At 63.7% G+C, this 24,190-nt stretch carries 23 protein-coding genes; 11 read left to right on the top strand and 12 right to left on the bottom strand.

Annotated elements, in window-relative coordinates:
- Positions 1 to 12: 12 nt before the first annotated feature.
- The 5 genes from QZ613_RS09115 (at position 13) to dksA (ending at position 6,612) form a co-directional block, all read left to right on the top strand.
- Positions 13 to 2,160, top strand: coding sequence for a PqqD family peptide modification chaperone (locus tag QZ613_RS09115; protein WP_291902698.1), 2,148 nt, complete (start codon positions 13 to 15; stop codon positions 2,158 to 2,160).
- Positions 2,153 to 4,168 carry a preprotein translocase subunit SecA gene (locus QZ613_RS09110; RefSeq protein ID WP_291982069.1) on the top strand — a complete coding sequence of 672 codons (2,016 nt, stop codon included), beginning with the start codon at positions 2,153 to 2,155 and terminating at the stop codon, positions 4,166 to 4,168. The genes QZ613_RS09115 and QZ613_RS09110 overlap by 8 nt, the downstream gene beginning before the upstream one ends.
- Before the next feature lie 25 nt (positions 4,169 to 4,193).
- Complete coding sequence (locus QZ613_RS09105) at positions 4,194 to 5,096, top strand: efflux RND transporter periplasmic adaptor subunit (protein WP_291982067.1); 903 nt, start codon at positions 4,194 to 4,196, stop codon at positions 5,094 to 5,096.
- Between the two features lie 159 nt (positions 5,097 to 5,255).
- Positions 5,256 to 6,008, top strand: coding sequence for a helix-turn-helix transcriptional regulator (locus QZ613_RS09100; RefSeq protein ID WP_291982065.1), 753 nt, complete (start codon positions 5,256 to 5,258; stop codon positions 6,006 to 6,008).
- A gap of 178 nt (positions 6,009 to 6,186) precedes the next feature.
- Entirely contained in the window at positions 6,187 to 6,612 is a 426-nt protein-coding gene (gene dksA / locus QZ613_RS09095) for an RNA polymerase-binding protein DksA (RefSeq protein WP_043569484.1), read from the top strand.
- Between the two features lie 158 nt (positions 6,613 to 6,770).
- On the opposite strand, the gene pnp is transcribed toward dksA, so the two are convergent.
- The 7 genes from pnp to QZ613_RS09060 form a co-directional block, all read right to left on the bottom strand.
- Entirely contained in the window at positions 6,771 to 8,882 is a 2,112-nt protein-coding gene (pnp, locus tag QZ613_RS09090; protein ID WP_043569483.1) for a polyribonucleotide nucleotidyltransferase, read from the bottom strand.
- Positions 8,883 to 9,077: 195 nt separating this feature from the next.
- A complete protein-coding gene (gene rpsO / locus QZ613_RS09085) occupies positions 9,078 to 9,347 on the bottom strand; it encodes a 30S ribosomal protein S15 (protein ID WP_291902689.1) in 270 nt (89 codons plus the stop codon).
- A gap of 236 nt (positions 9,348 to 9,583) precedes the next feature.
- Positions 9,584 to 10,393, bottom strand: a complete 810-nt coding sequence (locus QZ613_RS09080; RefSeq protein ID WP_291982062.1) for a choice-of-anchor E domain-containing protein — start codon at positions 10,391 to 10,393, stop codon at positions 9,584 to 9,586.
- A gap of 1 nt (position 10,394) precedes the next feature.
- A complete protein-coding gene (gene mobA / locus QZ613_RS09075; protein WP_291902685.1) occupies positions 10,395 to 11,021 on the bottom strand; it encodes a molybdenum cofactor guanylyltransferase MobA in 627 nt (208 codons plus the stop codon).
- A gap of 52 nt (positions 11,022 to 11,073) precedes the next feature.
- Complete coding sequence (locus QZ613_RS09070; protein WP_291982060.1) at positions 11,074 to 11,637, bottom strand: hypothetical protein; 564 nt, start codon at positions 11,635 to 11,637, stop codon at positions 11,074 to 11,076.
- 33 nt (positions 11,638 to 11,670) lie between these two features.
- Positions 11,671 to 12,141 (bottom strand): ProQ/FINO family protein, encoded by a 471-nt coding sequence (locus QZ613_RS09065; protein WP_291902682.1) that lies wholly within the window; start codon positions 12,139 to 12,141, stop codon positions 11,671 to 11,673.
- A gap of 97 nt (positions 12,142 to 12,238) precedes the next feature.
- A complete protein-coding gene (locus QZ613_RS09060) occupies positions 12,239 to 14,224 on the bottom strand; it encodes an SDR family oxidoreductase (protein ID WP_043569472.1) in 1,986 nt (661 codons plus the stop codon).
- Between the two features lie 178 nt (positions 14,225 to 14,402).
- Between QZ613_RS09060 and QZ613_RS09055 the strand changes: the two genes are divergently transcribed.
- From QZ613_RS09055 to QZ613_RS09035, 5 genes are all read left to right on the top strand, one after another.
- Positions 14,403 to 14,978 carry a phasin family protein gene (locus tag QZ613_RS09055; RefSeq protein WP_043569469.1) on the top strand — a complete coding sequence of 192 codons (576 nt, stop codon included), beginning with the start codon at positions 14,403 to 14,405 and terminating at the stop codon, positions 14,976 to 14,978.
- A gap of 270 nt (positions 14,979 to 15,248) precedes the next feature.
- Positions 15,249 to 16,607, top strand: a complete 1,359-nt coding sequence (locus tag QZ613_RS09050) for an IS1182 family transposase (protein WP_291900786.1) — start codon at positions 15,249 to 15,251, stop codon at positions 16,605 to 16,607.
- Between the two features lie 168 nt (positions 16,608 to 16,775).
- Positions 16,776 to 17,993: a patatin-like phospholipase family protein gene (locus QZ613_RS09045; protein WP_043569578.1), complete on the top strand. Its 1,218-nt coding sequence runs from the start codon at positions 16,776 to 16,778 to the stop codon at positions 17,991 to 17,993.
- Positions 17,994 to 18,097: 104 nt separating this feature from the next.
- Positions 18,098 to 18,739 carry a TetR/AcrR family transcriptional regulator gene (locus QZ613_RS09040; RefSeq protein ID WP_043569575.1) on the top strand — a complete coding sequence of 214 codons (642 nt, stop codon included), beginning with the start codon at positions 18,098 to 18,100 and terminating at the stop codon, positions 18,737 to 18,739.
- Between the two features lie 48 nt (positions 18,740 to 18,787).
- Positions 18,788 to 19,561: a hypothetical protein gene (locus tag QZ613_RS09035; RefSeq protein ID WP_291982058.1), complete on the top strand. Its 774-nt coding sequence runs from the start codon at positions 18,788 to 18,790 to the stop codon at positions 19,559 to 19,561.
- Here QZ613_RS09035 and QZ613_RS09030 read toward each other — a convergent pair.
- Positions 19,480 to 21,051, bottom strand: coding sequence for a wax ester/triacylglycerol synthase family O-acyltransferase (locus QZ613_RS09030; RefSeq protein WP_291902678.1), 1,572 nt, complete (start codon positions 21,049 to 21,051; stop codon positions 19,480 to 19,482). The genes QZ613_RS09035 and QZ613_RS09030 overlap by 82 nt on opposite strands.
- 78 nt (positions 21,052 to 21,129) lie before the next feature.
- Between QZ613_RS09030 and QZ613_RS09025 the strand changes: the two genes are divergently transcribed.
- Positions 21,130 to 21,390 carry an acyl-CoA-binding protein gene (locus QZ613_RS09025; protein WP_043569465.1) on the top strand — a complete coding sequence of 87 codons (261 nt, stop codon included), beginning with the start codon at positions 21,130 to 21,132 and terminating at the stop codon, positions 21,388 to 21,390.
- Positions 21,391 to 21,418: 28 nt separating this feature from the next.
- On the opposite strand, the gene QZ613_RS09020 is transcribed toward QZ613_RS09025, so the two are convergent.
- Genes QZ613_RS09020 through QZ613_RS09005 form a run of 4 tightly spaced genes read right to left on the bottom strand, consistent with a single transcriptional unit; the run spans position 21,419 to position 24,188 of the window.
- Entirely contained in the window at positions 21,419 to 21,697 is a 279-nt protein-coding gene (locus QZ613_RS09020; RefSeq protein WP_043569462.1) for a polyhydroxyalkanoic acid system family protein, read from the bottom strand.
- 21 nt (positions 21,698 to 21,718) lie between these two features.
- A complete protein-coding gene (rsgA, locus tag QZ613_RS09015) occupies positions 21,719 to 22,531 on the bottom strand; it encodes a ribosome small subunit-dependent GTPase A (protein WP_291863466.1) in 813 nt (270 codons plus the stop codon).
- Positions 22,532 to 22,581: 50 nt separating this feature from the next.
- Positions 22,582 to 22,923, bottom strand: coding sequence for a 4a-hydroxytetrahydrobiopterin dehydratase (locus QZ613_RS09010; protein WP_043569457.1), 342 nt, complete (start codon positions 22,921 to 22,923; stop codon positions 22,582 to 22,584).
- A gap of 26 nt (positions 22,924 to 22,949) precedes the next feature.
- Positions 22,950 to 24,188 carry a M48 family metallopeptidase gene (locus QZ613_RS09005; protein WP_043569455.1) on the bottom strand — a complete coding sequence of 413 codons (1,239 nt, stop codon included), beginning with the start codon at positions 24,186 to 24,188 and terminating at the stop codon, positions 22,950 to 22,952.
- Positions 24,189 to 24,190 lie beyond the last annotated feature (2 nt).

Here is a 24,190-nt window from a genome sequence, read left to right as displayed (position 1 = left end):
GCGTTGACAGCCATGGCCGCCCCTTTCCTCAGCGCCTCCTGGTATCGTGTCGCCGAGCTGCGCCCCGAACTGCGCGCACATGCGCGCATCCATCGTCAGCGCTTTCGTGGCGAGCCGTGGTACGTGCTGCACGATGGCGCTTCGGGCAAGCTGCATCGTTTCAGCCCTGCCGCGTACCGAGTCATCCAGCTGATGGACGGCCAGCGCACGATCGACGAGATGTGGACCGAGGTCGCCGCCGAAGCCGGCGAGGACGCCCCGACGCAGGACGAAGTGATCCGCCTGCTGGCGCAACTGCACGCTGGCGACCTGCTGCAGGCCGAACTGCCACCCGACGTTGACGAACTCGCCGAGCGTGGTCGCAAGCAGAAGCGCCAGAAACTGCTGCAGAGCTTCATCAACCCGATGTCGATCCGCATCCCGCTGTGGGATCCCGACGCCTTCCTGAATCGCAGCTGGCCGCTGCTGCGGCCGATTTTCGGCCGACTTGGAATGGTGCTGTGGTTGCTGGCGGTGCTGCCGGCGATCGTCGTCGCGGCGGTGAACTGGCATGAACTGACGGCCAACCTCAGCGACCAGGTACTCTCGGCGCACAACCTCTTCCTGCTCTGGCTGGTCTATCCGCTGATCAAGGCACTGCACGAACTCGGCCACGCCTATGCGGTCAAGTCCGGCGACGGCGAGGTGCACGAGATGGGCATCATGCTGCTCGTCCTGGCGCCGATTCCCTACGTCGATGCAACCGCCGCCGGTGCCTTTCGCAACAAGTGGCGGCGGGCGCTGGTCGGCGCCGCCGGGATGCTGGTCGAACTGTTCCTGGCGGCGATCGCCATGGCCGTGTGGGTGATGGTCGAGCCCGGGCTGGTGCGCTCGGTCGCCTTCAACGTGCTCTTCGTCGCCGGCGCGTCGACGCTGCTCTTCAACGGCAACCCCCTGCTGCGTTACGACGGCTATTACGTCCTCGCCGATCTGATCGAGATTGCCAATCTCAGCAATCGTTCGAATCAATACTGGCAATGGCTTGCCAAGCGCTACCTGTTCGGCGTCAAGAGCGTCGAGCGACCTCAGGCCACTACGGGCGAGCGCCGCTGGTTTCTCTTCTACGGGGCGGCGTCTTTCGTCTACCGGACGCTGGTAATGATCGCCATCATCCTGTTCATCGCCGGGGAGTTCTTTTTCGTCGGCGTCGTGCTGGCGATATGGGCCGCGACGACGATGTTCGTTCTGCCGATCGGCAAGGGCCTCAGCTATGTGATTTCCAGCCCCGAGCTGCAGCGCCAGCGGACGCGTGCGCGCATCGTCAGCTTCGCTTCGCTGGCGCTCGTTCTGGTCTTCGTGCTCGCGGTGCCGATGCCCCTGCGCACGCACGCCGAAGGCGTGGTCTGGGTTCCCGACAAGGCCGAAGTGCGGGCCGGTGCCGACGGCTTTGTCGAGCAGCTGCTGGTTCAGCCAGAGGAGCACGTCGAGGTCGGCGATCTGTTGCTGGTCACGGCCAGACCGACGCTTGCCGCCGAGGTCGAGCAGGCGCAGGCGCGGGTACGGCAGCTCGAGGTGCAGTACACCACGCAGATGTTCGACGAGCGCGTACAGGCGGCGACAACCCGCGAGGATCTGCGCCGGGAAAGGTTTGCCCTGGCGCGCGCCGAAGAAAAGCTGGATTCGCTGCTGGTTGTCGCCGCCGTATCCGGCGCGCTCAAGCTGGCCCGGCCCCAGGACCTGCCGCAGCGCTTCGTGAAGAAAGGCGAGCTGCTCGGCTATATCGTCGATGGTCCGCCGCGGCTGGCGCGGGTGGTCGTTGTCCAGGATGACATTGCCCTGGTTCGCGAAGCGCGCGCCGAGGTGCAGGTGAAGATCGCCGACCGACTCGAACACACCTATAGCGCGCGCCTGATACGCGAGGTGCCTGGTGCGCACGAGGAGTTGCCAAGCAAGGCGCTGTCGATCGCAGGGGGCGGCCAGCAGGGCACCGATCCGCGCGACCCGAAGGGCCTGAAGTCGCTGCACAGGCTGTTTCAATTCGACCTCGAACTGCCGCCGGAGGTCGGGCCGCTGCATATCGGCACGCGCGTCTACGTGCGTTTCCACCACCGCGCCGAGCCCCTCGCCGAGCAGTGGGCGAGGCGGCTGCGGCAGCTCTTCCTCTCGCGCTTCGATGTCTAGGGCCTTGCTCGAGTGCTGGCAGGTGCATGAGTTCGCTCCAGGACTGTACCCCGAGCGTCGCGACCCCAAGGACGATCGTCTCGACCGCTTCCTTGGGCGTCTGCTGGGGCGCTGGGCGCAGGCGGGCTCGCCGCTGCGCCTGCACAGGCTGCGCCGTTTTGCCGCGCGCGTACAGGCGCTGGAAGAGGCCTTTCTGGCCGCCGACGACGAGCGACTGCGCAGCCGGGCGCTGGCCGTACGCGCGGCCCTGGCCGTCCAGGGGCCAGCCGAGGCGCTGGTTGCCGAGTGTTTCGCGCTGGTACGCGAGGTATGTTCGCGCCAGCTCGGCCCGCGCCATTACCCGGTGCAGCTGATGGGCGGCTACGCCATGCTGCGCGGCGCGCTGGCCGAAATGCAGACCGGTGAGGGCAAGACGCTGACCGCCGTTCTACCGGCGGTGACGGTGGCCCTTGCCGGTGCGCCGGTGCATGTGATTACGGTCAACCCCTACCTGGCGGCTCGCGATGCACAGTATCTCGCGCCGGTCTATGAGTTTTTCGGCCTCCGCGTCGGTCTGATCGTCCCCGACCAGGAGCCTGCGCAGCGCGTCGCGGCCTACGCCGCCGACGTCACCTACTGCGTGAACAAGGATCTGGTCTTCGACTATCTTCGCGATCGGGTTGCCCGCAAGCGTGTCCGCGGCGGTCAGCGTGCGCTGCTCGACGGCTGGCTGGCGGGGCGGCGAAGTCCGGCCCAGGGGAGCGCCGGCGTCCTGCTGCGCGGCTTGTACTTCGCGATCGTCGACGAGGCCGACAGCGTCCTGATCGACGAGGCGCGAACGCCGCTGATCATCTCCAGCGACGTCGACGACCCGAACGGGCGCGCCCTCTACGAGCAGGCGCTGGCGCTGGCCGCGAGCCTGAACAGCAAGGGCCATTACCTGCTCCGGGCGCAGGAACGCAGCATCGAACTGACCGACGCCGGCCGGGCGGCGGTGGGCGATTTTGCCTGCGGGCTGCCTGGACTGTGGCGCATCCCGCGGGCGCGCGAGGAACTCGTCGAACAGGGGCTGTCGGCGCTGTATCTCTTTCAGCTCGACCGGCATTACATCATCGCCGACGACAAGGTGCAGATCGTCGACGAGTACACCGGTCGGGTGATGGCCGACCGTTCGTGGGAGCGCGGCCTGCACCAGATGATCGAGGTCAAGGAAGCGCTGGCGACCAGCAAGCGACGCGACACCATTTCGCGGATCACCTATCAGCGTTTCTTCCGTCGCTACCTGTGCCTGGCCGGGATGAGCGGCACGGTGACCGAGGTGGCGCCGGAAATGCGTTCGGTGTACGCGATGGACGTTCTGCGCATCCCGCCGAATCGACCGCTTGCGCGCCGCGACCTCGGGCAGCGGGTATTTCTCGACGGCGACAGGCGCTGGGCCGCGGTGGTGCAGCGTGCGGCCGAAATGCGCCGTGCGGGACGGGCAGTGCTGATCGGAACGCGTTCGGTGGCGGCTTCCGAGCTGGCCAGCGTGCACCTGGGCGCGGCCGGACTGGCGCATGAGGTGCTCAACGCGCGCCAGGACCAGCGCGAGGCGGAGATCATCGCCGACGCCGGTCAGCCGGGGCGGATCACCGTGGCCACCAACATGGCCGGGCGCGGCACCGATATTCTCCTCAGCCCGGAGGTTCGCCAGGCGGGCGGTCTGCACGTCATTCTTTCCGAATACCACGATTCGGCGCGCGTCGATCGGCAGCTCTTCGGCCGTGCCGGTCGGCAGGGCGATCCCGGATCGTGCGAAGCGATCGTCGCGCTCGATGACGAATTGTTTCTCGCCCACGCTTCAGCGCTGCTCGGCTGGCTGCGCGGGTGCGTTTCAGAGGCCGGGCTGCTACCGGCGCCGCTGGCGCGCGTGCTGCGTCAGTCCGCGCAGGCAGCGGCAGAGCGACAGAATTCGCGGGTGCGCCGGCAGACCATCGAGATGGACAAGAGAGTGGAACGGTCCCTGGCGTTTGCCGGAAGAGGGGAGTAGGAAAATGCCGAGTCGGACAAGTCGAATGTGGGTGAACGGATTCGGGAGCGCCGTGTTGCTGGCGTTGTTGTCGGCGGGCAGGGGGCTGGCCGCCGAGTTCGATTGCATCATCGAACCGAGCAAGACCGTCGACGTGCGCGCAGCGAGCGAAGGTCTGATCGAGAAAATCTGGGTGGATCGTGGTGATCTGGTCAAGAAAGGCCAGGTCCTCGTAAGCCTCGATTCGGGCGTCGAACACGCGGCGTCCGAAGCCGCGCGCTATCGTTCGACGATGCAGGGAAAAATCCGCACCGGCGAAAGCCGCGTCGAGTTCGCGACGACGAAATACAAGCGGCGCGAGAAGTTGGCGGGCGAGTCGTTCATGTCGCTGCACGATCGCGACGAAGCCCTGACCGAGAAGCGGCTCGCCGAAACGGAGCTGCTCGAAGCCCGCGACGACCGTCGCCTGGCGGAGCTCGAGTATCGCCGTCTGTCCGAGCAGCTGCGCCTGCGCACGATCGAGAGCCCGGTGGACGGCGTGGTCGTCGATCGCCTGCTCAGCGCCGGAGAGCTGGCCGACAATCGCGACCTGCGCAAGCCGATTCTCAGACTGGCCGACATCGGCACCCTGTACGTCGAGGTGCTGATGCCGCTCGACGCTTTCGGCAAGCTCAAGGCCGGCGAGAAGGTCGAGGTATTTCCGGAGGCGCCGATCGGCGGGCGGTATACGGCGACGGTGCGGGTGATCGACCGGGTTCTCGACGCCGCCAGCGGGACTTTCGGCGTACGCCTCGAACTGGCCAATGCGGATTTCAAGCTGCCGGCGGGAATCAAGTGCCGGGCGAGTTTTCCGGCGATCAGCGGTGGCGCGGGCGGGCCATCGTCGAGCTTTTCGCGCCAGGGGGGCAAGAGCGCGGCGCCAACCCCGTCCGGGAAGCCGATGCAGTAGCCGCCGGCCATGGCGGGGAAAGGCTTTCCCGGCTATAGTGGCCGCTGACCCGCAGGCTGTGCAAGGTTGTTCGCCGGTCGCGGCGGCGAACCGTCGACGCGAAGCGGCGGCCGGCACAGTGCTCACCTTTCGACCCGGCTACTCTGTGGAGGATTGTCGATGAACAGGCCAACCGCGTCAGCAGCCAAGCCCCAGGCGGCAGCGCCTGGCAAACGGACAGGGAAGAAAGCCGCGGCGCCGGCGAAGCCGATCGCGCCCGCGGCCAGCGATCCCGGTCTGGTCGACCAGGTGCGTGCCATGGCTGGCAGGCTGCTCGACGTCAGTTCGGCGGCCGGTGTCGCCGGGCGAACGCTGGAAATGGCGAGCAAGGTCTCGCGAGCACTCCTCGACGGGCAGGCCATCGAGGCCGCGTCGGAAGTCTTGCGGGTGGTGCTGCCGAGCGCCGCCGAGTCCGCCGCCTGGGCCAAGACCGGGGCCGTCGTGCGCAGGATGCGCGAGCGCGCGGGGCTGACGATTGCCGAACTCGGCGTGGCCATCGACCTCAAGGACCCGTCGCTGGTCGAAGCGCTGGAGAACGGGCGCCTGGCGGTGTCGTTCGAACTCATCCTGCGCCTGGCGGCGGTCCTTGGTCGCCAGGATCCGATCGGTTTCGTCATGGGCCTGACGCGTACGGCCAACCCGGAGCTGTGGAAGAGCCTTGAAGAACTCGGCGTCGGCAAGCTGGTATTGCAGTCCGTGCGCGAACATCAGTTCGTCAATGTCTATCGCAGCAACGACGACGCGCGCACCCTTAGCGACGAGGAATTCGCCGAGATTCTCGGCTTCACGCAGGCCGCGTTCGAAATGGCGATGGCCCAGCGCGCGCGCTACAGGGCGAGCCGTCGCGGCCCTGCGGCGGACGTCGCTCAGTGACGCGCCTGGCGGAGAGGGAGTCAGGTGATGACGTGAACGATGGCTGTCGGGAGCATTGCCAGGGCGGCGCTGCAGGGGCGGGAAAACGGTGCTTGCGCCGGCCGGCAGCGGTCGTCTGCTTGCCAGGCGGCGCCATTTCTGATATTTAGTCGTCTCTTTTGCAATAGGGTCTTCGAACATGGCTGATGAGTTGACGTACAAGCATTTCACCCCTTACGTGCCGCAAGCGGGCGAGGAGTACATGAACAGCAATCAGCTGGCTCATTTTCGCGGCATCCTCGAGGCGCTGAAGCAACAGCTCATCGAAGACATCGAGCGTACGGTGCATACGATGAAGGATGAGGCGACCGTTTTTGCTGACCCCAATGATCGCGCGAGCCAGGAAACAGACATCGCCATCGAACTGCGCAACCGCGACCGCGAGCGCAAGCTGATCAAGAAGATCGAAGAAACCGTGGAGCTGCTCAACAGTGGCGACTATGGCTATTGCGCTGCTTGCGGAGTCGAGATTGGCATCAAGCGTCTTGAAGCGCGTCCGACGGCGACGATGTGCATCGACTGCAAGACCCTCGAAGAAGTGCGCGAGAAGCAGATGGCCAAGTAGCTGGCGGGCGCGTGTAGCCGCAGGCGGTCACCGCGAGGCAACGACACCGCCGTCTGGCGAGCGGCTGCATGCTTGCCCCGCCGAGGCCAAAAAAAGGACGCCGTGGCGTCCTTTTTGCTGTCGACAGCGGCTCGCTGGCCGCCGTCAGGCGATGCCGATCAAGCCGCTGGCGGCACGCCGCCCTCCTCGACGGTGAGCGCCTTCATCGACAGGCGGACGCGTCCCTTCTCGTCGGCTTCGAGGACCTTGACGCGGACCTTCTGGCCATCCTTCAGATAGTCGGCAACGGCATTGACGCGTTCGTTGGCGATCTGCGAAATATGCAGCAGGCCGTCGCGACCGGGCAGGATGCTGACGATGGCGCCAAAGTCGAGCAGCTTGAGAACCGTGCCGTCATAGACCTTGCCGACTTCGACGTCAGCGGTGATCGACTCGATGCGTGCCTTGGCGGCGTCGGCAGCGTCGCCGCTTACCGAGGCGATGGTGATCGTGCCGTCGTCCTTGATGTCGATGGTCGTCCCGGTTTCCTCGGTGATGGCACGAATGACCGCGCCGCCCTTGCCGATCACGTCGCGGATTTTCTCCGGATTGATCTTCATCGTGTACAGGCGCGGCGCGTAGGTCGACACTTCTTCGCGGTGCGCCGACATCGAATCCTGCATCTGCTTGAGAATGTGCAGGCGGGCTTCGCTGGCCTGGGCCAGCGCAATCTTCATGATCTCCTGGGTGATGCCCTGGATCTTGATGTCCATCTGCAGCGCGGTGACGCCGCTATCGGTACCGGCAACCTTGAAGTCCATGTCGCCGAGGTGATCCTCGTCGCCGAGGATGTCGGTCAGGACGGCGACCCGATTCCCTTCCTTGATCAGGCCCATGGCAATGCCGGCGACGTGGGCCTTGAGCGGTACGCCGGCGTCCATCAGCGCCAGCGAGGCGCCGCAGACCGACGCCATCGAGCTCGATCCGTTCGACTCGGTGATCTCCGAGACGACACGGATGGTGTAGGAGAAGTCTTCCGGCGACGGCAGCACGGCGAGTATTGCCCGCTTGGCCAGGCGGCCGTGGCCGATCTCACGCCGCTTTGGCGTTCCGACGCGCCCGCATTCGCCGGTGGCGTAGGGCGGGAAGTTGTAGTGCATCATGAAGCGCTCGCGATACTCGCCGGCCAGTGCGTCGATGATCTGTTCGTCACGACCGGTACCGAGCGTGGCGACGACGATGGCCTGCGTTTCGCCACGTGTGAACAAGGACGAGCCGTGCGCGCGCGGCAGCACACCGGAGCGGATGGCGATCGGCCGGACGGTGCGCGTGTCGCGACCGTCGATGCGCGGCTCGCCGGCCAGGATGCGGCCACGCACGATGCGTGCCTCGGCGTCGGAAACCATGCGGCGGACGGCGCTGGCGTCGGGGGCGTTGTCGTCGGCGGTCATGGCCTCGACGGCGTAGGCCGTGATCTCCTTGAGACGCTGGCTGCGCAGGCCCTTGCTGGTGATCCCGTAGGCTTCCTTCAGCTCGCCTTCGACGAGTTGGTCGAGCTTGGCGTGGACGGCCTCGTTTCTGGCGGCAGCCGACCATTCCCATTCCGGCTTGCCGGCTTCATCGACCAGTTCGTTGATCGCGGTGATCACTGCCTGCATCTGCTGGTGGCCGAACATCACGGCACCGAGCATCACCTCTTCGGACAGTTCCTTGGCCTCCGATTCGACCATCAGCACGGCTGCCTGCGTTCCGGCGACGACCAGGTTCAGCTGGCTTGCGTCGAGCTGGCTGGTGCTCGGGTTGAGCACGTATTCGCCGTTGAGGTAGCCGACCCGGGCGGCACCGATCGGGCCGTCGAAGGGAATGCCGGAGATCGCCAGCGCGGCCGAGGCACCGATCATCGCCGGGATGTCGGGGTCGATTTCCGGGTTCAACGACATCACCATGGCGACGATCTGGACTTCGTGATAGAAGCCCTCGGGGAAGAGCGGGCGCAGCGGCCGGTCGATCAGGCGCGAGGTCAGCGTTTCCTTCTCGGAGGGACGACCCTCGCGCTTGAAAAAGCCGCCGGGGATCTTGCCGGCGGCGTAGGTTTTTTCGATGTAATCAACGGTCAGCGGGAAGAAATCCTGGCCGGGTTTGGCCGTCTTGTTGCCGACTGCGCTGACCAGGACGACGGTGTCGTCAACCGAGACGATGACCGCACCACCGGCCTGGCGCGCGATTTCGCCGGTTTCCAGGGTGACCTGATGGGCGCCATAGGCGAAGCTTTTCTTGACGATATTAAACATTGTTGCCTCTCTCAATAGTCTGGTACGTGCCTGCCCACGACTCCGGCAGGAAATTCAACAGCTCAACCATTCAAACGACGTACCAATATGCCAGCCGCGGCAGCAGAAACAGCGGCGCAGCCCGCGTGGGGCTGGCCGCTGGCGGCTCTGGGAATGGCCTGCACCTCCGACCGCAGGGCGGATCGGCGAGCGGGCCTATTTGCGCAGGCCGAGACGCTGAATCAGGGTGCGGTACGAATCGACGTTGGTTTGCTTCAGGTAATCGAGCAACTTGCGGCGGCGGCTGACCATGCGCAGCAGACCGCGGCGCGAGTGGTTGTCCTTCTTGTGCTCTCTGAAGTGACCGGTAAGGTCGTTGATGCGCGCGGTAAGCAGCGCTACCTGGACTTCGGAAGAACCGGAGTCGCCGGCAGTACGCTGGTACTCGGCCATGATTTGAGCTTTCTGCTCAACATTGATCGCCATGTCAAACTCTCTTTCGTAAGAACGACGCAGCCCCAGTTTGATAGAGCCGACGCCAGATGGATGAAGGGTGGGATTCGCTCGGCGAAGCGAACCCGGGATTCTATCTTGCGGGCGGTCGGGCGGCAAGGAGTGTGTTCCCCGCCGTTCGCCGCGGGTGGTCGGCGCGAGGCCTGCAGGCAAGAAAAAAGCCGCTCCTGGGAGCGGCTTTTCCGGCGACGCAGAGCTGTCGTCGTCGATCAGGCCTTGCGACGGCGTGCTGCGCCGAGGCCGAGCAGGCCCAGGCCAACCAGCGCCATCGAGGCAGGCTCAGGTGTCTGGTTGCGAGCCTCATACTCATAGTTGATGCTCGCGCCGCAGGCAGCTTGCGTAGTCTGCTGGGAGGCCACTTGACCGCCGCCGCCGTCCAGCGCCAGGCCGCTGATCGATTGACAGCTGATGCTAAACGTGCCGCCGCCGTTTTGCGAGAAGCTCGCCAGGATGGGGGTCAGCTGTGCGCTCATGGTCGCACTGTCGGAAGCGAGGAGCGGGCCGAAGCTACGGGTTTCACCCGATGCCAGAGTGTTGATACCGGTCGGGTTCAAAAGGGTGATCAGCGGATTGGCGCCGGCAAAAATGCCGTTCAGCGGGACTATCGAGCTGCCAAACAAAAGGCGGACCCTGCCGGTGGCCTCGACCAATTGCGCTTGTTGGGCGTTGTTGGTCAAGACGATGGTCATTGCATCCTGGCCAGTGAGCGTCAGCGTTGCGCCGAGCAGGTTGCCGAGGGCGCTGTCGAACAGGTTCAGGTTGCCACTTTGGGAAATTTCCGTGTTCGCAAGGGCGTTGTTGAAGCTGCCACCGCTGAGGAAAGCCGCGTGTGCCGCACCGCTACCCAGGGCGGCGAGAACTGCGCCGGCCAAAAGTTGTTTTTTCATTATCGTATCCTTCCAGTGAGTAGGTATGGGTGTCTCGTATACCGTGACTACTGCGCTCGGCAGCCACTTGCCCTTACAAAGCACGTACCATGCCAGTAAAAAAACATCCATATCTAGCAATGGCTTGCGCAAATTACTCGGTGCTGTTTGCCGTTTTGTGTAAAAAATTTCGACAGTGGTGGCGGCCCACTTCGCTCAGTTCTGCCGCGTCGTTGATGTTGCGGAAAGCGTCGACCTGATCGTCAAAAGGCACCTCGACACGTTCGAGCGTCCCGTGCCACAAGTCGATCTTGCGCCCGCCCGTGGCCAGGAAGTCGGTCAGTTGCGGCAGGAGTTCGCGCCGGAAGAGCGAGAACACCGGCTGTGCCCGCCCGCCGCTGCGTACCGTGGCCAGGTCGGCGCCGCTGCTCAGCATCGCCGTACGCAGGCGGGCGACGAGATCGGCCGGCAGGAACGGCGAGTCGCAGGGTACGGTGAGCAGCAGCGGGTGGGCCGAGCGACTCAGCGCCGCGTGCACGCCGGCGAGCGGGCCGGCAAAGCCGGCAATCTCGTCGGCGATGACCGGGTAGCCGAAGCTCGCGTAGTGGGAGGCGTTGCGATTGGCATTGATCAGCAGCTCGTCGACCTGTGGCGCGAGGCGCTCGATCACCCACCGGACGAGCGGCTTGTCGGCAAGCAATTGCAGCCCCTTGTCGACGTTTCCCATGCGCCGGCCGAGGCCGCCGGCCAGGATCACGCCGCTGATCGGCGCGTCGTTCATTGGCTGCCTGAACCGATGCGCCGCGACGTTGCCCGCAAAGGCTTGCCGGACGTCATGCGAAACCGGGTAGCCAGGCGCTTTGGGGCGTCGGGATCACGGTTTCCAGCGTGCCTTGAAATACGGCTTCGATCACCGGTGGCTCGCGCCAGCGCTCATTGAGGAAAGTTAATCCAACTTCTTCGACCAGCGCGCCTTTCCAGTAATGATTGGCGATTTCGTCGAGTGTCGCCAGGCTCAGGCTGTGCGGCAGGCGCAGGTAGTCCAGCCAACTGGCATCATGAAACGAACAGCGGTAGGTCCCCTTGCTACGCGCCGGCGTGAGGGCTTTGCCGAAAACGCGGGCTGGATGCTTGCTGCGGAAGGTCTCCGCGTCGACACGGGTGGCAAAGAGGACGACGGCGTGCAGGCGGCTGGGGAAGTGCTGGTACAGGCGTTGACGGAAGTACTCGAGGTGGTACTCGGCAAAGTAGTTCTGAACCGTCGCCATGCGGTCTGCCGCGAGTGCCTCGGCGAAGGGGTTGCCGACGAGGATGTCCCAGCCTGGCAGTTCGCCATCGCTGTCCAGCCAGGCGTACAACTCGAGTGTGGTGCTGTCCCTGAGCAGGTGATCCATCATTGCTCTGGCGAGTGGTGAACGGCGCCGGGCGGGTCAGGTGCTACGGCCGAACTTCTCGACCAGTTGGCCGAGTTTGGCCGCGTGCTGGCGCTCCTGGGCTTCGGCCTGGCGCTGCATCTTGCGCTGTTCGGCTTGTTTTCTCAGGCGCTCCTTGACCAGTTCGGATGCATGCAGGCGTTGCTCCGGCGTTATTTCGCCGGCGGGCTGGCCGTCGAGGTCGACCCGGCCAGGCGCTTTTTCGCTTGCTTTCAGGTAGCGCAGCGAGTGTGTGTGGATCCCCAGAGCGATACGCAAGGACTTGCGCTCAAGACCCGGCAGTCGCGCCATGAGTTGCTTGTCGATGCCGATGGCCAGTGGCTGGCAGTCGCGGAAGACGGGAAATCTTTCCTGCAGGTCCTTCAGCAATTGGCGAGCGTTCTGGGCCGGAAGCGGTTTGTCCGGCGGGCTCGCCTGCGGCTTGAGGGCTTCCGGGCTGGTTTCCTGGCTAGCGGAGGGTGTAGTCATGAATGGTGGGCTTGATAGTGTGTTTGGCGCAAAAGGCAGGAAGGAAAAAGCGCAGGGAATCCGCGCCGCGCAGCGGCGTAGACTGCCCGGGCCCGGGTCAGAAGTGGATTCCGCGCATCACTTGCGAGAAGGCGATCTGGTCCGCAGTTTGCGGTGCCGTGTCACCCGGTTGGTGGGTGGCGGCGCTGGAATCGGTAAACATGCGGAAGCTGGTGTTCATCATGATCTGCGCCGCCTTTGGCGTCAGCGAGTGCAGCAAGGCACCGAAGATACCCAGTCGCGTGGCGATACGCACCGGTTTGTGGATGATCGCTTCGACAACCAGGTCGGCGGCTTCTTCGGGCGATAGCGTCGGCACCTGCTCGTAGATCTTCGTCGGTGCAATCATTGGCGTGCGCACCAGCGGCATATTGATGGTCGTGAATTCGATGCCGCGGTCGGTAAACTCGGAGGCGGCGCAGCGCGCCCAGGCGTCCATTGCCGCCTTCGACGCGACGTAAGCCGAGAAGCGCGGGGCGTTGGTGAGGACGCCGATCGACGAGATGTTGATGACCTGTCCCTTGCGCTTGGCAAGCATTCCTGGCAGCAGACCCATGGTCAGCCGCAGGGCGCCAAAGTAGTTCACTTCCATCGTTCGCTCGAAATCGTGGAAGCGATCAAAGGAGTTTTCGATGCCGCGGCGAATCGAGCGCCCGGCGTTGTTGACCAGGATGTCGACGCCTCCATGTTCCTCGTTGAGGGATTTTACCAGGGCGTCACACTGCTCCTTGTCGGCGATGTCGACGGCGTGCGTGATCAGTTGCAGACCGGCGGCCTCGAACTCGCGGCGGGTTTCGTCGAGCGCCTGTTGATCGCGGGCGATGGTGATGGCGATGGCCCCGGCCTCGGCCATCTTGCGGATGGTCGCCCGGCCGATCCCGGACGAACCGCCGGTGACCAGCACCACTTTGCCCTCGATCTGGCCGCGCAAGGTGCGATCGATGAACAGGTCCGGATCGAGGTGGCGTTCCCAGTAGTCCCACAGGCGCCACGCGTAGCTGTCGAGCGGCGGCACGCCAATGCCGCTGCCCTTGAGCGCGCGTTGCGTTTCGCGGCAGTCGAAGCGGGTCGGGTAGTTGATGAAGTCGAGGATATCGTCGGGCAGCCCAAGGTCTTTCATGACGGCGTTGCGGATGCGTCGCACCGGGGTAAGGGCGAACATCGCCTTGCGCACCGAGCGCGGGATGAAGCCGAGCAGCGCGGCGTTGATGCGCATCGCCATTTCCGGCGCGTGCGCCGCGCGCGCGAAAGTGTTGAGCAGGTCGCCAACGCGCATCGGTGTTGGATCGGTGAGGTGGAAGCAGCGACCGTCTTCGTTCTTGAGGTGCGCGATGTGGTCCATCGCGGCGACCACGAAGTCGACGGGTACGACGTTGATGCGCCCACCCTCGATGCCGATGGTCGGCATCCATGCCGGAAAGGCCTTACGGATCTTCTGGATCAGCTTGAAGAAGTAGTAGGGGCCGTCAATCTTGTCCATTTCGCCGGTGCGCGAGTCACCGACGACGATGGCCGGACGGAATACGCGCCACGGGATCGAGCATTCCTTGCGCACAATGCCTTCGGAATCGTGTTTGGTGCGGAAGTAGGGGTTTTCCAGGTTTTCCGCTTCGTCGAACATGTCTTCGCGAAACAGCCCTTCGAAAAGTCCGGCTGCGGCGATCGAACTGACCAGATGAAAGTGCCTGGCGGCAATCTCCTCGGCCAGTTGCACCGTGTTGCGCGTACCGTCGACGTTAGCCCGCTGTTGCTCCTCGGCGCTGGCCTTGAGGTCATAGACGGCCGCCAGATGAAAGAAGTGATCGATCTTGCCTTTCAGCTTGCGAATATCGGTTTTCGAGATTCCGAGCTTTCCCTGTGTCAGGTCGCCGACGATGGCGATAACCCGCTTGTCATCACTGTTCCAGTATTCGCGCAATTCCCCGAGGCGCTCTGCTTCGACGCTGCGTACCAGAAAATAGACGACGGCGTCCGGGCGAGCCAAGAGCCTTGCCACCAGCCGTTTGCCGATGAAACCAGTGGCGCCCGTAACGAAGTAATTCATTGCTGTCTCCCGAGATTCATGGCCTTGTTGCGCGGTGGGTATTTGCTAGACTGTCGATGCCTAGGCGCCGCACTCTAGGCCTTTAGTGTGCGTCCTCTAGATATTGTCACTAGACTGGCTTTCCAGGGCAAGCGAAAAAGCTTGTCACCTTTTGATTGGTACGTTCAAGGAGATGAAGATGGGCAAGAAACTCAAAGAACTGGCGGGTGAGGTCAAGGAAAACCAACTGGCATCGACGGTCAAGGATTCTGCCCAGCAGATCTGGCTAGCGGGTCTGGGTGCTTTTGCCAAGGCACAGGAAGAGGGCGGCAAAGTGTTCGACGCGCTGGTCAAGGAAGGCGAGAGCATTCAGGCGAAAACGCGCAAGGCCACCGACGAGAAGATCGCCGAAGTGGCGGGCAAGGCAACCGGTACCTGGGATCGTCTCGAGCAGGTTTTCGAGGATCGCGTGGCGCGGGCGCTGGGAAGCCTGGGCGTACCGAGCAAGCAGGATATTGATCGCTTGTCCAGACGCGTCGTCGATCTGAGCGCCGCCGTGCAGGCGCTGACTGAAGGGAAGCCTGTCGCCAAAGTGGCCGCGCCAAGAGCCACCGTCAAGTCGGCGACGCAGGCGGCGGCAAGCGTCGCGCAGGCCGCGACAGCGGCCAAGCCGGCTGTCCGCAAACCGCCGGTGCGCAAACCCGCAGCGGTAAAACCGGCGGCTCCGGTCACTCCCGCCGACGTCCTGAATACCCTTCCCAAGAGTGGTGAGTAGTCACGTCGCCCGCTTGCACCGCCTGCGCTGACTCCGGAAGTGGCGGGCAGCGTTTTCTGGCGCGCAGCGGGCTCGCCCCCCGGGTGAGCCCGCTGCGCGACCGCCGGTGACCCGCGCTCAGTCGGCAGTGGTGCGCCGCTGCTGATCTTGCGATGCGGTGTGCGCTGAAACATACATGCAGGGCGGAGATCTAGCAGCCTGTCGGACTTTCGCGGTGCCGTAAGCCGTACATGATAAAATCATACTTTGTTCGAGCTACCGAGTCGTCACATGGCCCACTTCATTATCGCTGACCGCAAGACCGACTATCTACTCCCGCCGTCGCTGGACGATTGGCTGAACCAGGATCACCTGGCCCGATTCATTGTTGACGTGATCGACCAGCTTGATCTTTCCAAACTCATTCAGCAGTACGCCGGGCGCGGATCGAAAGCCTATCATCCGGCGACCCTGCTGGGGATCCTGGTGTATGGCTACGCTACGGGTGTCTTCTCCAGCCGCCGGCTGGAACAGGCAACCTACGACTCGGTGGCCTTCCGCTTCATCGCCGCCAATCTTCATCCCGATCACGACAGTCTGGCGGCCTTCCGCCGACGTTTCCTTGACGAACTGAGCGACCTGTTTCTACAGATTCTCGAAATGGCCAAGGAAATGAAGGTGCTCAAGGTGGGTAACATCTGTCTCGATGGGACGAAGATGGAGGCCAATGCCTCACGGCACAGTGCGCTGTCACACGGGTATATCGAAAAGCTGGAAGTTCAGCTCAAGGCCGAGGTTCAGGAATTGCTGGCACTGGCGGAAAAAGCTGATCAGGCCGACCTTCCGACGGGTGTCGACCTGCCCGAGGAGCTGAAGCGTCGGGAAGATCGCTTGGCAGCCATGGCCGCCGCCAAGGCCACGATTGCTGCTCGGGCCAAGGAGCGCTATCAGCGGGAGAAGGCCGAGTACGACGAGAAGGTCGCCCGCCGCGCCGCCAAGGAAGAGGCGACCGGCAAGAAGCTGGGCGGCAAGCCACCCAAGCCCCCCGAGCCTGGCGCAAGGGCCAGTGATCAGGTCAACCTCACGGACGAAGAGTCGCGCATCATGCCGGTGGCCGGTGGCGGCTTCAAACAAGCGTACAACGCCCAGGCGGCGGCTGATGCGGCAACGATGCTGGTCGTCGCCACCGGGGTCTCGCAGGCGCCCAACGATAAAGAGCAGGTCGAGCCGATGCTGGCCACCCTCAAGGCGCAGGTCGACGTGCTCGGCACCGTGGAATGCCTGATCGCCGACAGCGGTTACTGCAGCGAGAAGAACATCAAGGCGTGTGAAGCGGCCGGCATCGATCCCCTGATCGCTGTCGCGCGCGACGAGCACCACCCGGGCTGGCGGGAGCGCCACAGCGAACCGGCCCTATTGCCTGACAACGCCACGCCAACACAGGCCATGTCCCATCGGCTGAAGACCAAGGCAGGACGAGCGCACTACGCGCTACGCAAGCAGACCATCGAACCGGTGTTCGGGATCATCAAGTCGGTGATGGGATTTCGCCGCTTCTCTCTGCGCGGTTTGAAGAAGGTCACCGGTGAGTGGACGCTGGTTTGCATGGCATGGAATTTGAAGCGCCTGGCCGTATTGCGTCCACAGTAGGGAAAAGGAGGGGGAAACCCTCGGAAAAGCCAGAAAATCAAGGAAATCCGGCTTTTTTGTTCCGCATAGTGAAATTCGCGGACTTGGCCGGAATCAAGTCCGACAGGCTGCTAGGCGGTGTTTCGTCGGCCGCCATACGCTGCTTCCTTCGACGATAGGGGCTACTCGATGACTGCTACAGGCAGACGTTCCAAGATCGCTCTGGCGCTCGCTGGCGGCGGTCCGGTCGGCGGAATCTATGAAGTCGGTGCGATGGCGGCGCTGGCCGAGGCACTGGAAGGCGTCGACTTTACGACGTTCGACATCTACGTAGGTGTCAGCTCCGGGGCGCTGCTTTCGGCCTCGGTCGCCAACGGGCTTGGCCCCGCGGCGCTGGCCAGGATGCTCGTGGAAGACGATAGCACCGAAGTGTTCGACCCCGGCGTGCTGTTGCGGCCCGCTTTTGGTGAATACCTTCGGCGCGCCCTGTCGGTGCCGGTGCTCTTCTGGTCATCGCTGCGCCAGTACCTCGCCGACCCCTGGCATGTTCGTCTGCTCGAGGCTTTCCAGGGCCTCAGCCATGCCATTCCGACCGGCGTTTTCAACAACGCCGGAATCGATGAGTTGCTCGGCAAGCTGTTTTCGAGCGGCGGGCGAAGCAACGATTTTCGCAAGCTCAAGCACCGGCTGTTTCTGGTCGCCACCGACCTCGACAGCGGGGAATCGGTGGCTTTCGGCTCCGCAGGTCACGACGACGTGCCGATTTCCGTCGCCGTGCAGGCCAGCGCCGCCTTGCCCGGTCTGTTTCCGCCGGTGAGGATCGGCGAGCGCTATTTCGTCGATGGTGCCTTGATCAAGACCCTGCACGCCTCGGTCGCGCTGCATGCGGGGGCCGAGTTGGTGATTTGCATCAACCCTCTGGTGCCCTTTGATTCCCGCCTGGCGGCCAGGCGGCCGCCTCACGAGCGGCCGACACCGGCACCCGCACATCTGGTCGAAGGCGGTTTGCCGGTCGTCCTGTCGCAGACCTTCCGCGCCATCATCCATTCGCGCATGCGCACCGGCATGGATCGCTACCGGCTCGAGTTCAAGGATGCCGACGTGGTGCTCTTCGAACCCAGCCGTGACGATGCCGACATGTTCTTCACCAACGTCTTCAGCTATCGTGGTCGTAGTCGCCTGTGCGAGCATGCCTATCAGCGGACCCGCAAGGACCTCTATCAGCGGCGCCACGAACTACGGCCGATCTTCGAACGGCATGGCATTCACCTGAATCTCGGGGTGCTCAAGGATCACACGCGATCCTTGCTGTCACGCAGGCGCCGCCCCGATCTGGCGACCAGCGTCAGCGCGCTGGATTCGTCCTTGGCCGATCTCGAGCTCTGGTTGCAGGGGCAAGAAGGCTGATCGTTTCGATCTTGGCGTAGGCCTTCAGGCAGGCGGCGTTCCCTGCGCTTTGCGGCGGTGCTATGCTGACCGCTGTCGACAATCACCATGGCGATAGGGTGCTGATGGAAAAGAAGCCCAAGCGGCGGACCCGCGAGCGAATCATCGAGACCAGCCTGCGGCTGTTCAACGACTTTGGCGAGCCGAACGTGACGACGACCGTCATTTCCGACGAGATGAACATCAGTCCTGGCAACCTGTATTACCACTTCCACAACAAGGACGAGATCATCGAGGCGATTTTCGTCGCTTTCGAGCGCGAGATCGAGGAAACGCTCGCTGCGCCGACGCGCCGCCTGGCCGACGTGGAAGACATCTGGCTGTTCCTGCATTTGCTGTTCGAACAGATTTGGAAGTATCGCTTCTTCTATCGTGACCTCAACGATCTGCTCACCCGCAATCGGCTTCTCGAGATCCATTTCAAGCAGATCATGGCGCACAAGGTGCACACCGCGACGATTCTCTGCGAGGGCCTGGTGTCGACCGGTGCCATGCGCGCGACAACGCTGGAACTGCGTGCGCTGGCGACTAACATGGCGGTGATCGCCAGTTACTGGCTGTCTTTCGAGTACGCCTGCGATCCGCGCGGCAAGGTCGAAAGCGATCGCATTGGACGAGGTGTGTATCAGGTGATGGCGATGATTTCGCCATTTCTGCTAGAAGAGTCGAAAGGACTGCTGGACAAGTTGTCGCGAGAGTATCTCTGACCATAAGCGCTGGCTCGCGGTGGCGATTCACGAACCTGGAGGAAGATCATGGCCTGGCGCAAGTTTCCCTATCCCGAAAAAGCCTATAGCTATCCCGGTGCTGCGCTGCAGAAGAACTGGGCACGCCTGCATCGCGGCGACTGCGAGCCGTTTCCGGACGATGCGAAAGTAGCGGACGCCTGGCGCAGTTATCACGCCGGAGACTTTGCTCAGGCCGTCGAATCGGGTCTGGCCTGTGGTCTGGCCGGCTATAACGCGGCCAACAAGGCGGCCGCCATCTACGCGAATTACCTCGAGACTGATGACGAGCGTAAGTGCGCCCTGCTCCTGGAGGTCGCCCGACGCTGCGAGGAGCAGCAGAAGGAAGCGCCGATGGATGCCAATGGCTGGTACCTCCATGCCTACGCCCTCGGCCGCTACAGCCAGAGCATCTCGGTGGTCAAGGCGCTGGCGCAGGGCCTCGGTGGCAAGATCAAACACAGCCTGACGCAGGCGCTCGAAATCGAGCCGAGGCACGCCGATGCGCAGGTTGCTCTCGGCGCCTATCACGCCGAGGTCCTCGACAAGGTCGGGGCGATGGTCGGCGGGCTCACTTACGGCGCCAAGAAGAGTACCGGTAACGCTCTCCTCGAAGCGGCTCTCAAGCTCAATCCCGATTCGGCGATCACGCGCATTGAATATGCGAATGCTCTGGTGATGATGTTTGGCAAGGCGAAAATGAAGGACGCCGAGCGCCTCTATCAGGAAGCCGCGGATTTGGTGCCGATGGACGCGATGGAGCGTCTCGACGTCGAAGCTGCGCGCGCCGAACTGGCCGACTGAGGGCTCGCCGCCGCGCGCGGGCCGCGCGCGCTGCGGGCCAGGTCTTCGGCAACGGCGTTCGGGTCGGCGAGCCGGTCGACGGGTTGCAACAGGACCAGCCAGAGCAGCTTTTCGAATTCGTCGGCAAAGCGATCGACGATGTTCTGCGGATCGTCGACCATGGTCTTGTCGGTGAGTAGGCCAAATTGCACCCGGCCGTCGTAGGAGAGGACGCTGACGCCCATGCCGATGTCGCCGGCCTGCGGGACCCAGACCATCTGCTGGTCGATCCTGGCGCCGGCAAGATAGCGGGCTTGCTGCGCGCCAGGGACGTTGGTCATCACCGCGGTCGTCTTGCTGGCCAGCACTTTGAGCACCTGTTCCTCGACGAAGCTCGGTGCCATGCCCGTTGCGCCGAGCAGGGCGAAGGTCAGCAAGGCTTGATAGGAGCCCTTCAACGCGGCCATCCGGGCCCGGATTGCATACAGCCTGGCGAGCGGGTTGGCGATGCCGATAGGTAGTTCCAGCGCGACCAGGCCGAAGCGGTTGCCGAGCGTCTCGGCGTCGTCCGGCGCACGCAGATTGACCGGCACCATGACGCGGATTTCAGTGTTCTCCACGCGCTCACCCTTGGCCACCAGGTAGCCGCGCAAGGCACCGGCCACGCAAGAGAGCAGGGTGTCGTTGACCGAGCAGCCGAGCAGCTTGCCGCAGGCCTTGATCTCGGCCAGCGACGCAGGTTCCGACCAGGCGACGCGTTTGACCGTGCCCGGCTGGCCTTTGAAACGCGTCTGGCTGTCGCCAGGCAGCAGCGCGAGCCTGCCGATTTCCTCGGCAATGGCGGCGGCGACGCGGGCGTAGTCGGCGATTGCGCCGGGCTGTTTGCGCAGGCCGAGGTATTGCCCCCAGAGCTGGCCACCGACGCTGAGCACGCCTTGGGTGACGTCGGTAAGTGGCGCAAGGGCCCAGCGCCAGAGAACGTTGCCGGCATCGCTGTCGCCCGAATCATTGGCGCCAGACTGCGTTGGCTGGCGGTCATCCTCGGGAGCGTCGCTTCGCTCGTCGGTCAGCGTGTTCATGACGCCGATCAAGGCAATCCCGTCGGCAATGGCGTGATGGATGCGGGCGACCAGCGCCGAGTTTCCGTCGGCAAGTTCGACGAGATTGAATTCCCAGCGCGGGCGCGCCGGGTTGAGCGGTTCGCTGGCCATCTCGGCGACGAACTTCTGGAGCTCGTGTTTGCCGCTGGGAGCGGGAAGCAGCGAGTGGCGAAGATGGCGGTCGATGTCGAAATCGGCATCGTCCACCCAGCAGGCGCCGTCAGCGTCCAGCGTTGCGATTTGCCGGAAGCGGCGATAGCGCAGAAGGCGCTTGGCGAGGGTGCGCTTCAAGCGCGCGGCGTCGATACGACCGACGAAGATCATCACCCCGACGATCTGCATCAGGTTTTCCGGCCGGTCCATGCGCAGCCACGCCGTATCGACGTGGGACACTCTCTCGCGCACCGTCATCGCAGCTGCTCCCGGAGAAAATGGCGAAGCCCTATAATAGCAAGCCATTCAAACAGTTCATCGACGGGAGAGATCAGCATGAGTGATTTACAGGCTCAGTTCGAGGCCGCCGTGGCCAGTTCCCGGACGCTCAGCGAGCGCCCCGACAACGCTTCCTTGCTGAAGCTCTATGCCCTCTACAAACAGGCTGTTGATGGCGACGTCGAGGGCCGTCGGCCAGGGTTTGCCGACATGGTCGGTCGTGCCAAGTTCGATGCCTGGGCGGCGGTCAAGGGCACCGCCGCTGACGATGCGATGAGCCAATACATCGCCCTGGTCGAGGGCTTGCAAGCCGGCTGAGGGGCCAACTGACCGGCGCGGAGAGTGATCAGGCGGGAAAGTTCTCGTCGAAGAAGCGGTGAGCTTCGCGTTCTATGGTTGGCTTGAGGGCGAAGAGCATCAATCCAAGGCTGATGTCGAGGGTGACCTCCTGCTTGTCGAGTACCAGCTCGCCGACAATTCCCGGCCGCTTGAAGGTCATCACGTCGCCGTCCCAGACGTAGTCCAGGTCGAATTCATCCTGCAATTCGGAGGCCATGTGTTCGGCGGAGGCACGGGCCTCGGCGCGGGTTTTGCCGTGTTGCCGGCGAATGCTGATGTCGCTCATCGGAAGTGGGGTCCTGAAGGGTTAGCCGATTTCGGCACAGAGTGAGCGGAACGCCGCATAGCGGCGCGGGTTGATTTCGCCATTCCGGAGCGCCGCATGTACGCTGCAGTCGGGTTCACGGTCGTGTCGGCAGTTGCGAAAGCGGCACTGGCCGAGCAGGGGGCGAAGTTCGAGAAACGCCAGCGCGATCTCTTCCGGCGACAGGTGGTGCAGGCCGAACTCGGTCATCCCGGGCGAATCGATCAGCGCGCTGGTCGTTCCCAGACGATAGAGCCGGGAATGGGTGGTGGTGTGCTTGCCGGTGTTGAGCGCTTCCGAGATCTCGCGCGTGGCTGCTCGGGCGTCGGGAACCAGGGCATTGACCAGCGTTGACTTGCCCATCCCGGACTGGCCGATCAGGAGGCTGAGGTGGTCCGCGAGATACGGTAGCAGCCGCGCGCCGTCGTGCGTTGCACTGAGCTTGACGACCCGGTAACCGAGCGTCTCGTACTGCACCAGTGCTGCGCTGGCGGCTGGCACACGCTCGCTAAGGTCGCACTTGTTGAGAACGACGAGCAGCTCGATGTCCTGACTCTCGGCAGCGACGATGCAGCGGCTGATCAACTCGTCGGAAAAAGCAGGTTCGGTGGCGACGACGATAATCACTTGCGTGACGTTGGCGGCAATCAGCTTCTGCTTGAAAGGGTCCGATCGATAGAGCAGCGTCTGGCGCGCTTCGATCGCGCTGATCACGCCCTGGCCGGGACTCGTCTGCTCGACCATCACCCGATCGCCGCAGGCGACATCGCTCTTCTTGCCGCGAGGGAAGCAGAGAAGCGTCGCGCCGTCGGCCAATTCGACGCGGTATTGGCGGCCGTAGGCGGCGACGACGGTGCCGGCGAGTTTCAGATCCGTATCAGGGCCTCGATCTTGGCAGCGCAGGTGAAGTCATTGCGTGATAGGCCTCCCACGTCATGGGTGCTGTAGCTGACCCTGACCCGCCCATAGCCGACTTCCAGGTCCGGGTGATGGTTTTCGCGTTCGGCGAGGCCGGCGACGGTATTGACGAAGAGCAGCGTCGCGGCGTAGCTGGCAAAGTTGAATTCCTTCTCAAGCAGACCGCCGTCGGAAACGGACCAGTCCGGCAGGCAGGTCAGCAGGCTGTTGGCCTGTGCAGCAGTGAGCAGGTGTTCGCTGCCGCGCAGGGGGCGGCAATGTTCGCGGCTTAGTTCGTCCAAGGTGGTCATGGCGGCGAGGTCCTCGGTTGCTTTGATTACACCTGCTGCAGGCGTGCAATGCGCAGCGCGGCGGGTGGGTGAGAATCGAAGAACAGCGAGTGCAGCGGGTCGGGCGTCAAGGTGGCAGCATTGTCTTCGTACAGTTTCACCAGTGCGGCAACGAGATCGCTGGCGGAAGCCTTGTCGGCCGCGTAGCGGTCGGCCTCGAACTCGTCGCGGCGTGAGAGCAGGCTGAGCAGTGGCGTCAGGAGAAAGGAGAAAACCGGTCCGGCAAGGAAGAAAAGCAGCAGTCCGAGGGCCGTATTCTGCGTTTCGACACCGAGGCCCGTGAAGAACCAGCGGGCATCGATCAGCTGCCCGAGGAGGGCGAGAAAGCCGAGCGACAGCGCAAAGAGCACGGCAATCCGCTTGAGTACGTGCCGGTGCTTGAAGTGGCCGAGTTCGTGCGCCAGCACGGCTTCCACCTCAAGGGGCCGCAGGCGGCCGAGCAGGGTGTCGAAAAAAACGATGCGTTTGCTCTTGCCGAAGCCCGTGAAATAGGCGTTGCCGTGGCTGGATCGCTTCGAGCCATCCATGACGAAGAGACCCGAACTGCTGAAGCCGCAGCGGCTCAGCAGGGCTTCGATGCGCGCTTTCAGTTCGCCGTCGTCGAGGGCGACGAACTTGTTGAACAGCGGCGCGATCCAGGTCGGGTAGAGGGACAGGATCAGCAGATTGAAGGCGCACCAGAAGAGCCACACGTAGAGCCACCACAGGCTGCCCATTGCTTCCATCATCCAGAGCACGGCGAGCAGCACCGGCGCGCCGATGGCGACGCCCAGCGCCGCCTGCTTCAGGAGGTCGCCGAAAAAGAGGCGTGGGGTCATGCGGTTGAAGGCGAACTTCTCTTCGATGACGAACTGCCGATAATAGGCCAGTGGCAGATCGATGGCGGCCGAAATTGCCAACACGCTGAAGGTCAGGGCGACGCCGTAGGAAAGGCCGTCGAGTCGTGGTGACCAGAAGTTGTGCAGCGCCTGCAGGCCACCCCCCAGCGTCAAGGCGAGCAGCAGCGCCACTTCGACGGCCAGGCCAATTCTCCCGAAACGGGTGCGCGTCACCGTGTAGTCCGCGGCTTTCTGGTGCGCGGGCAGTTCGATGCGTTCGGCGAAGCTGTCGGGAACAGCCGTGCGGTGCGCGATGACATGCGAAATCTGGCGCTGGCCTAGCCAGAGACGCAGGACGAACATCACCGCCAAGGCGGCAAGAAAGGCGAGAGAGAAGGGATTGAGCATGC

Origin of the sequence: Candidatus Accumulibacter sp. ACC005 (assembly GCF_907163215.1) — a bacterium.
Taxonomy (GTDB): domain Bacteria; phylum Pseudomonadota; class Gammaproteobacteria; order Burkholderiales; family Rhodocyclaceae; genus Accumulibacter; species Accumulibacter regalis.
Note: the sequence above shows the minus strand (reverse complement) of the source record. Positions and strands in the feature narration are given on the sequence as shown.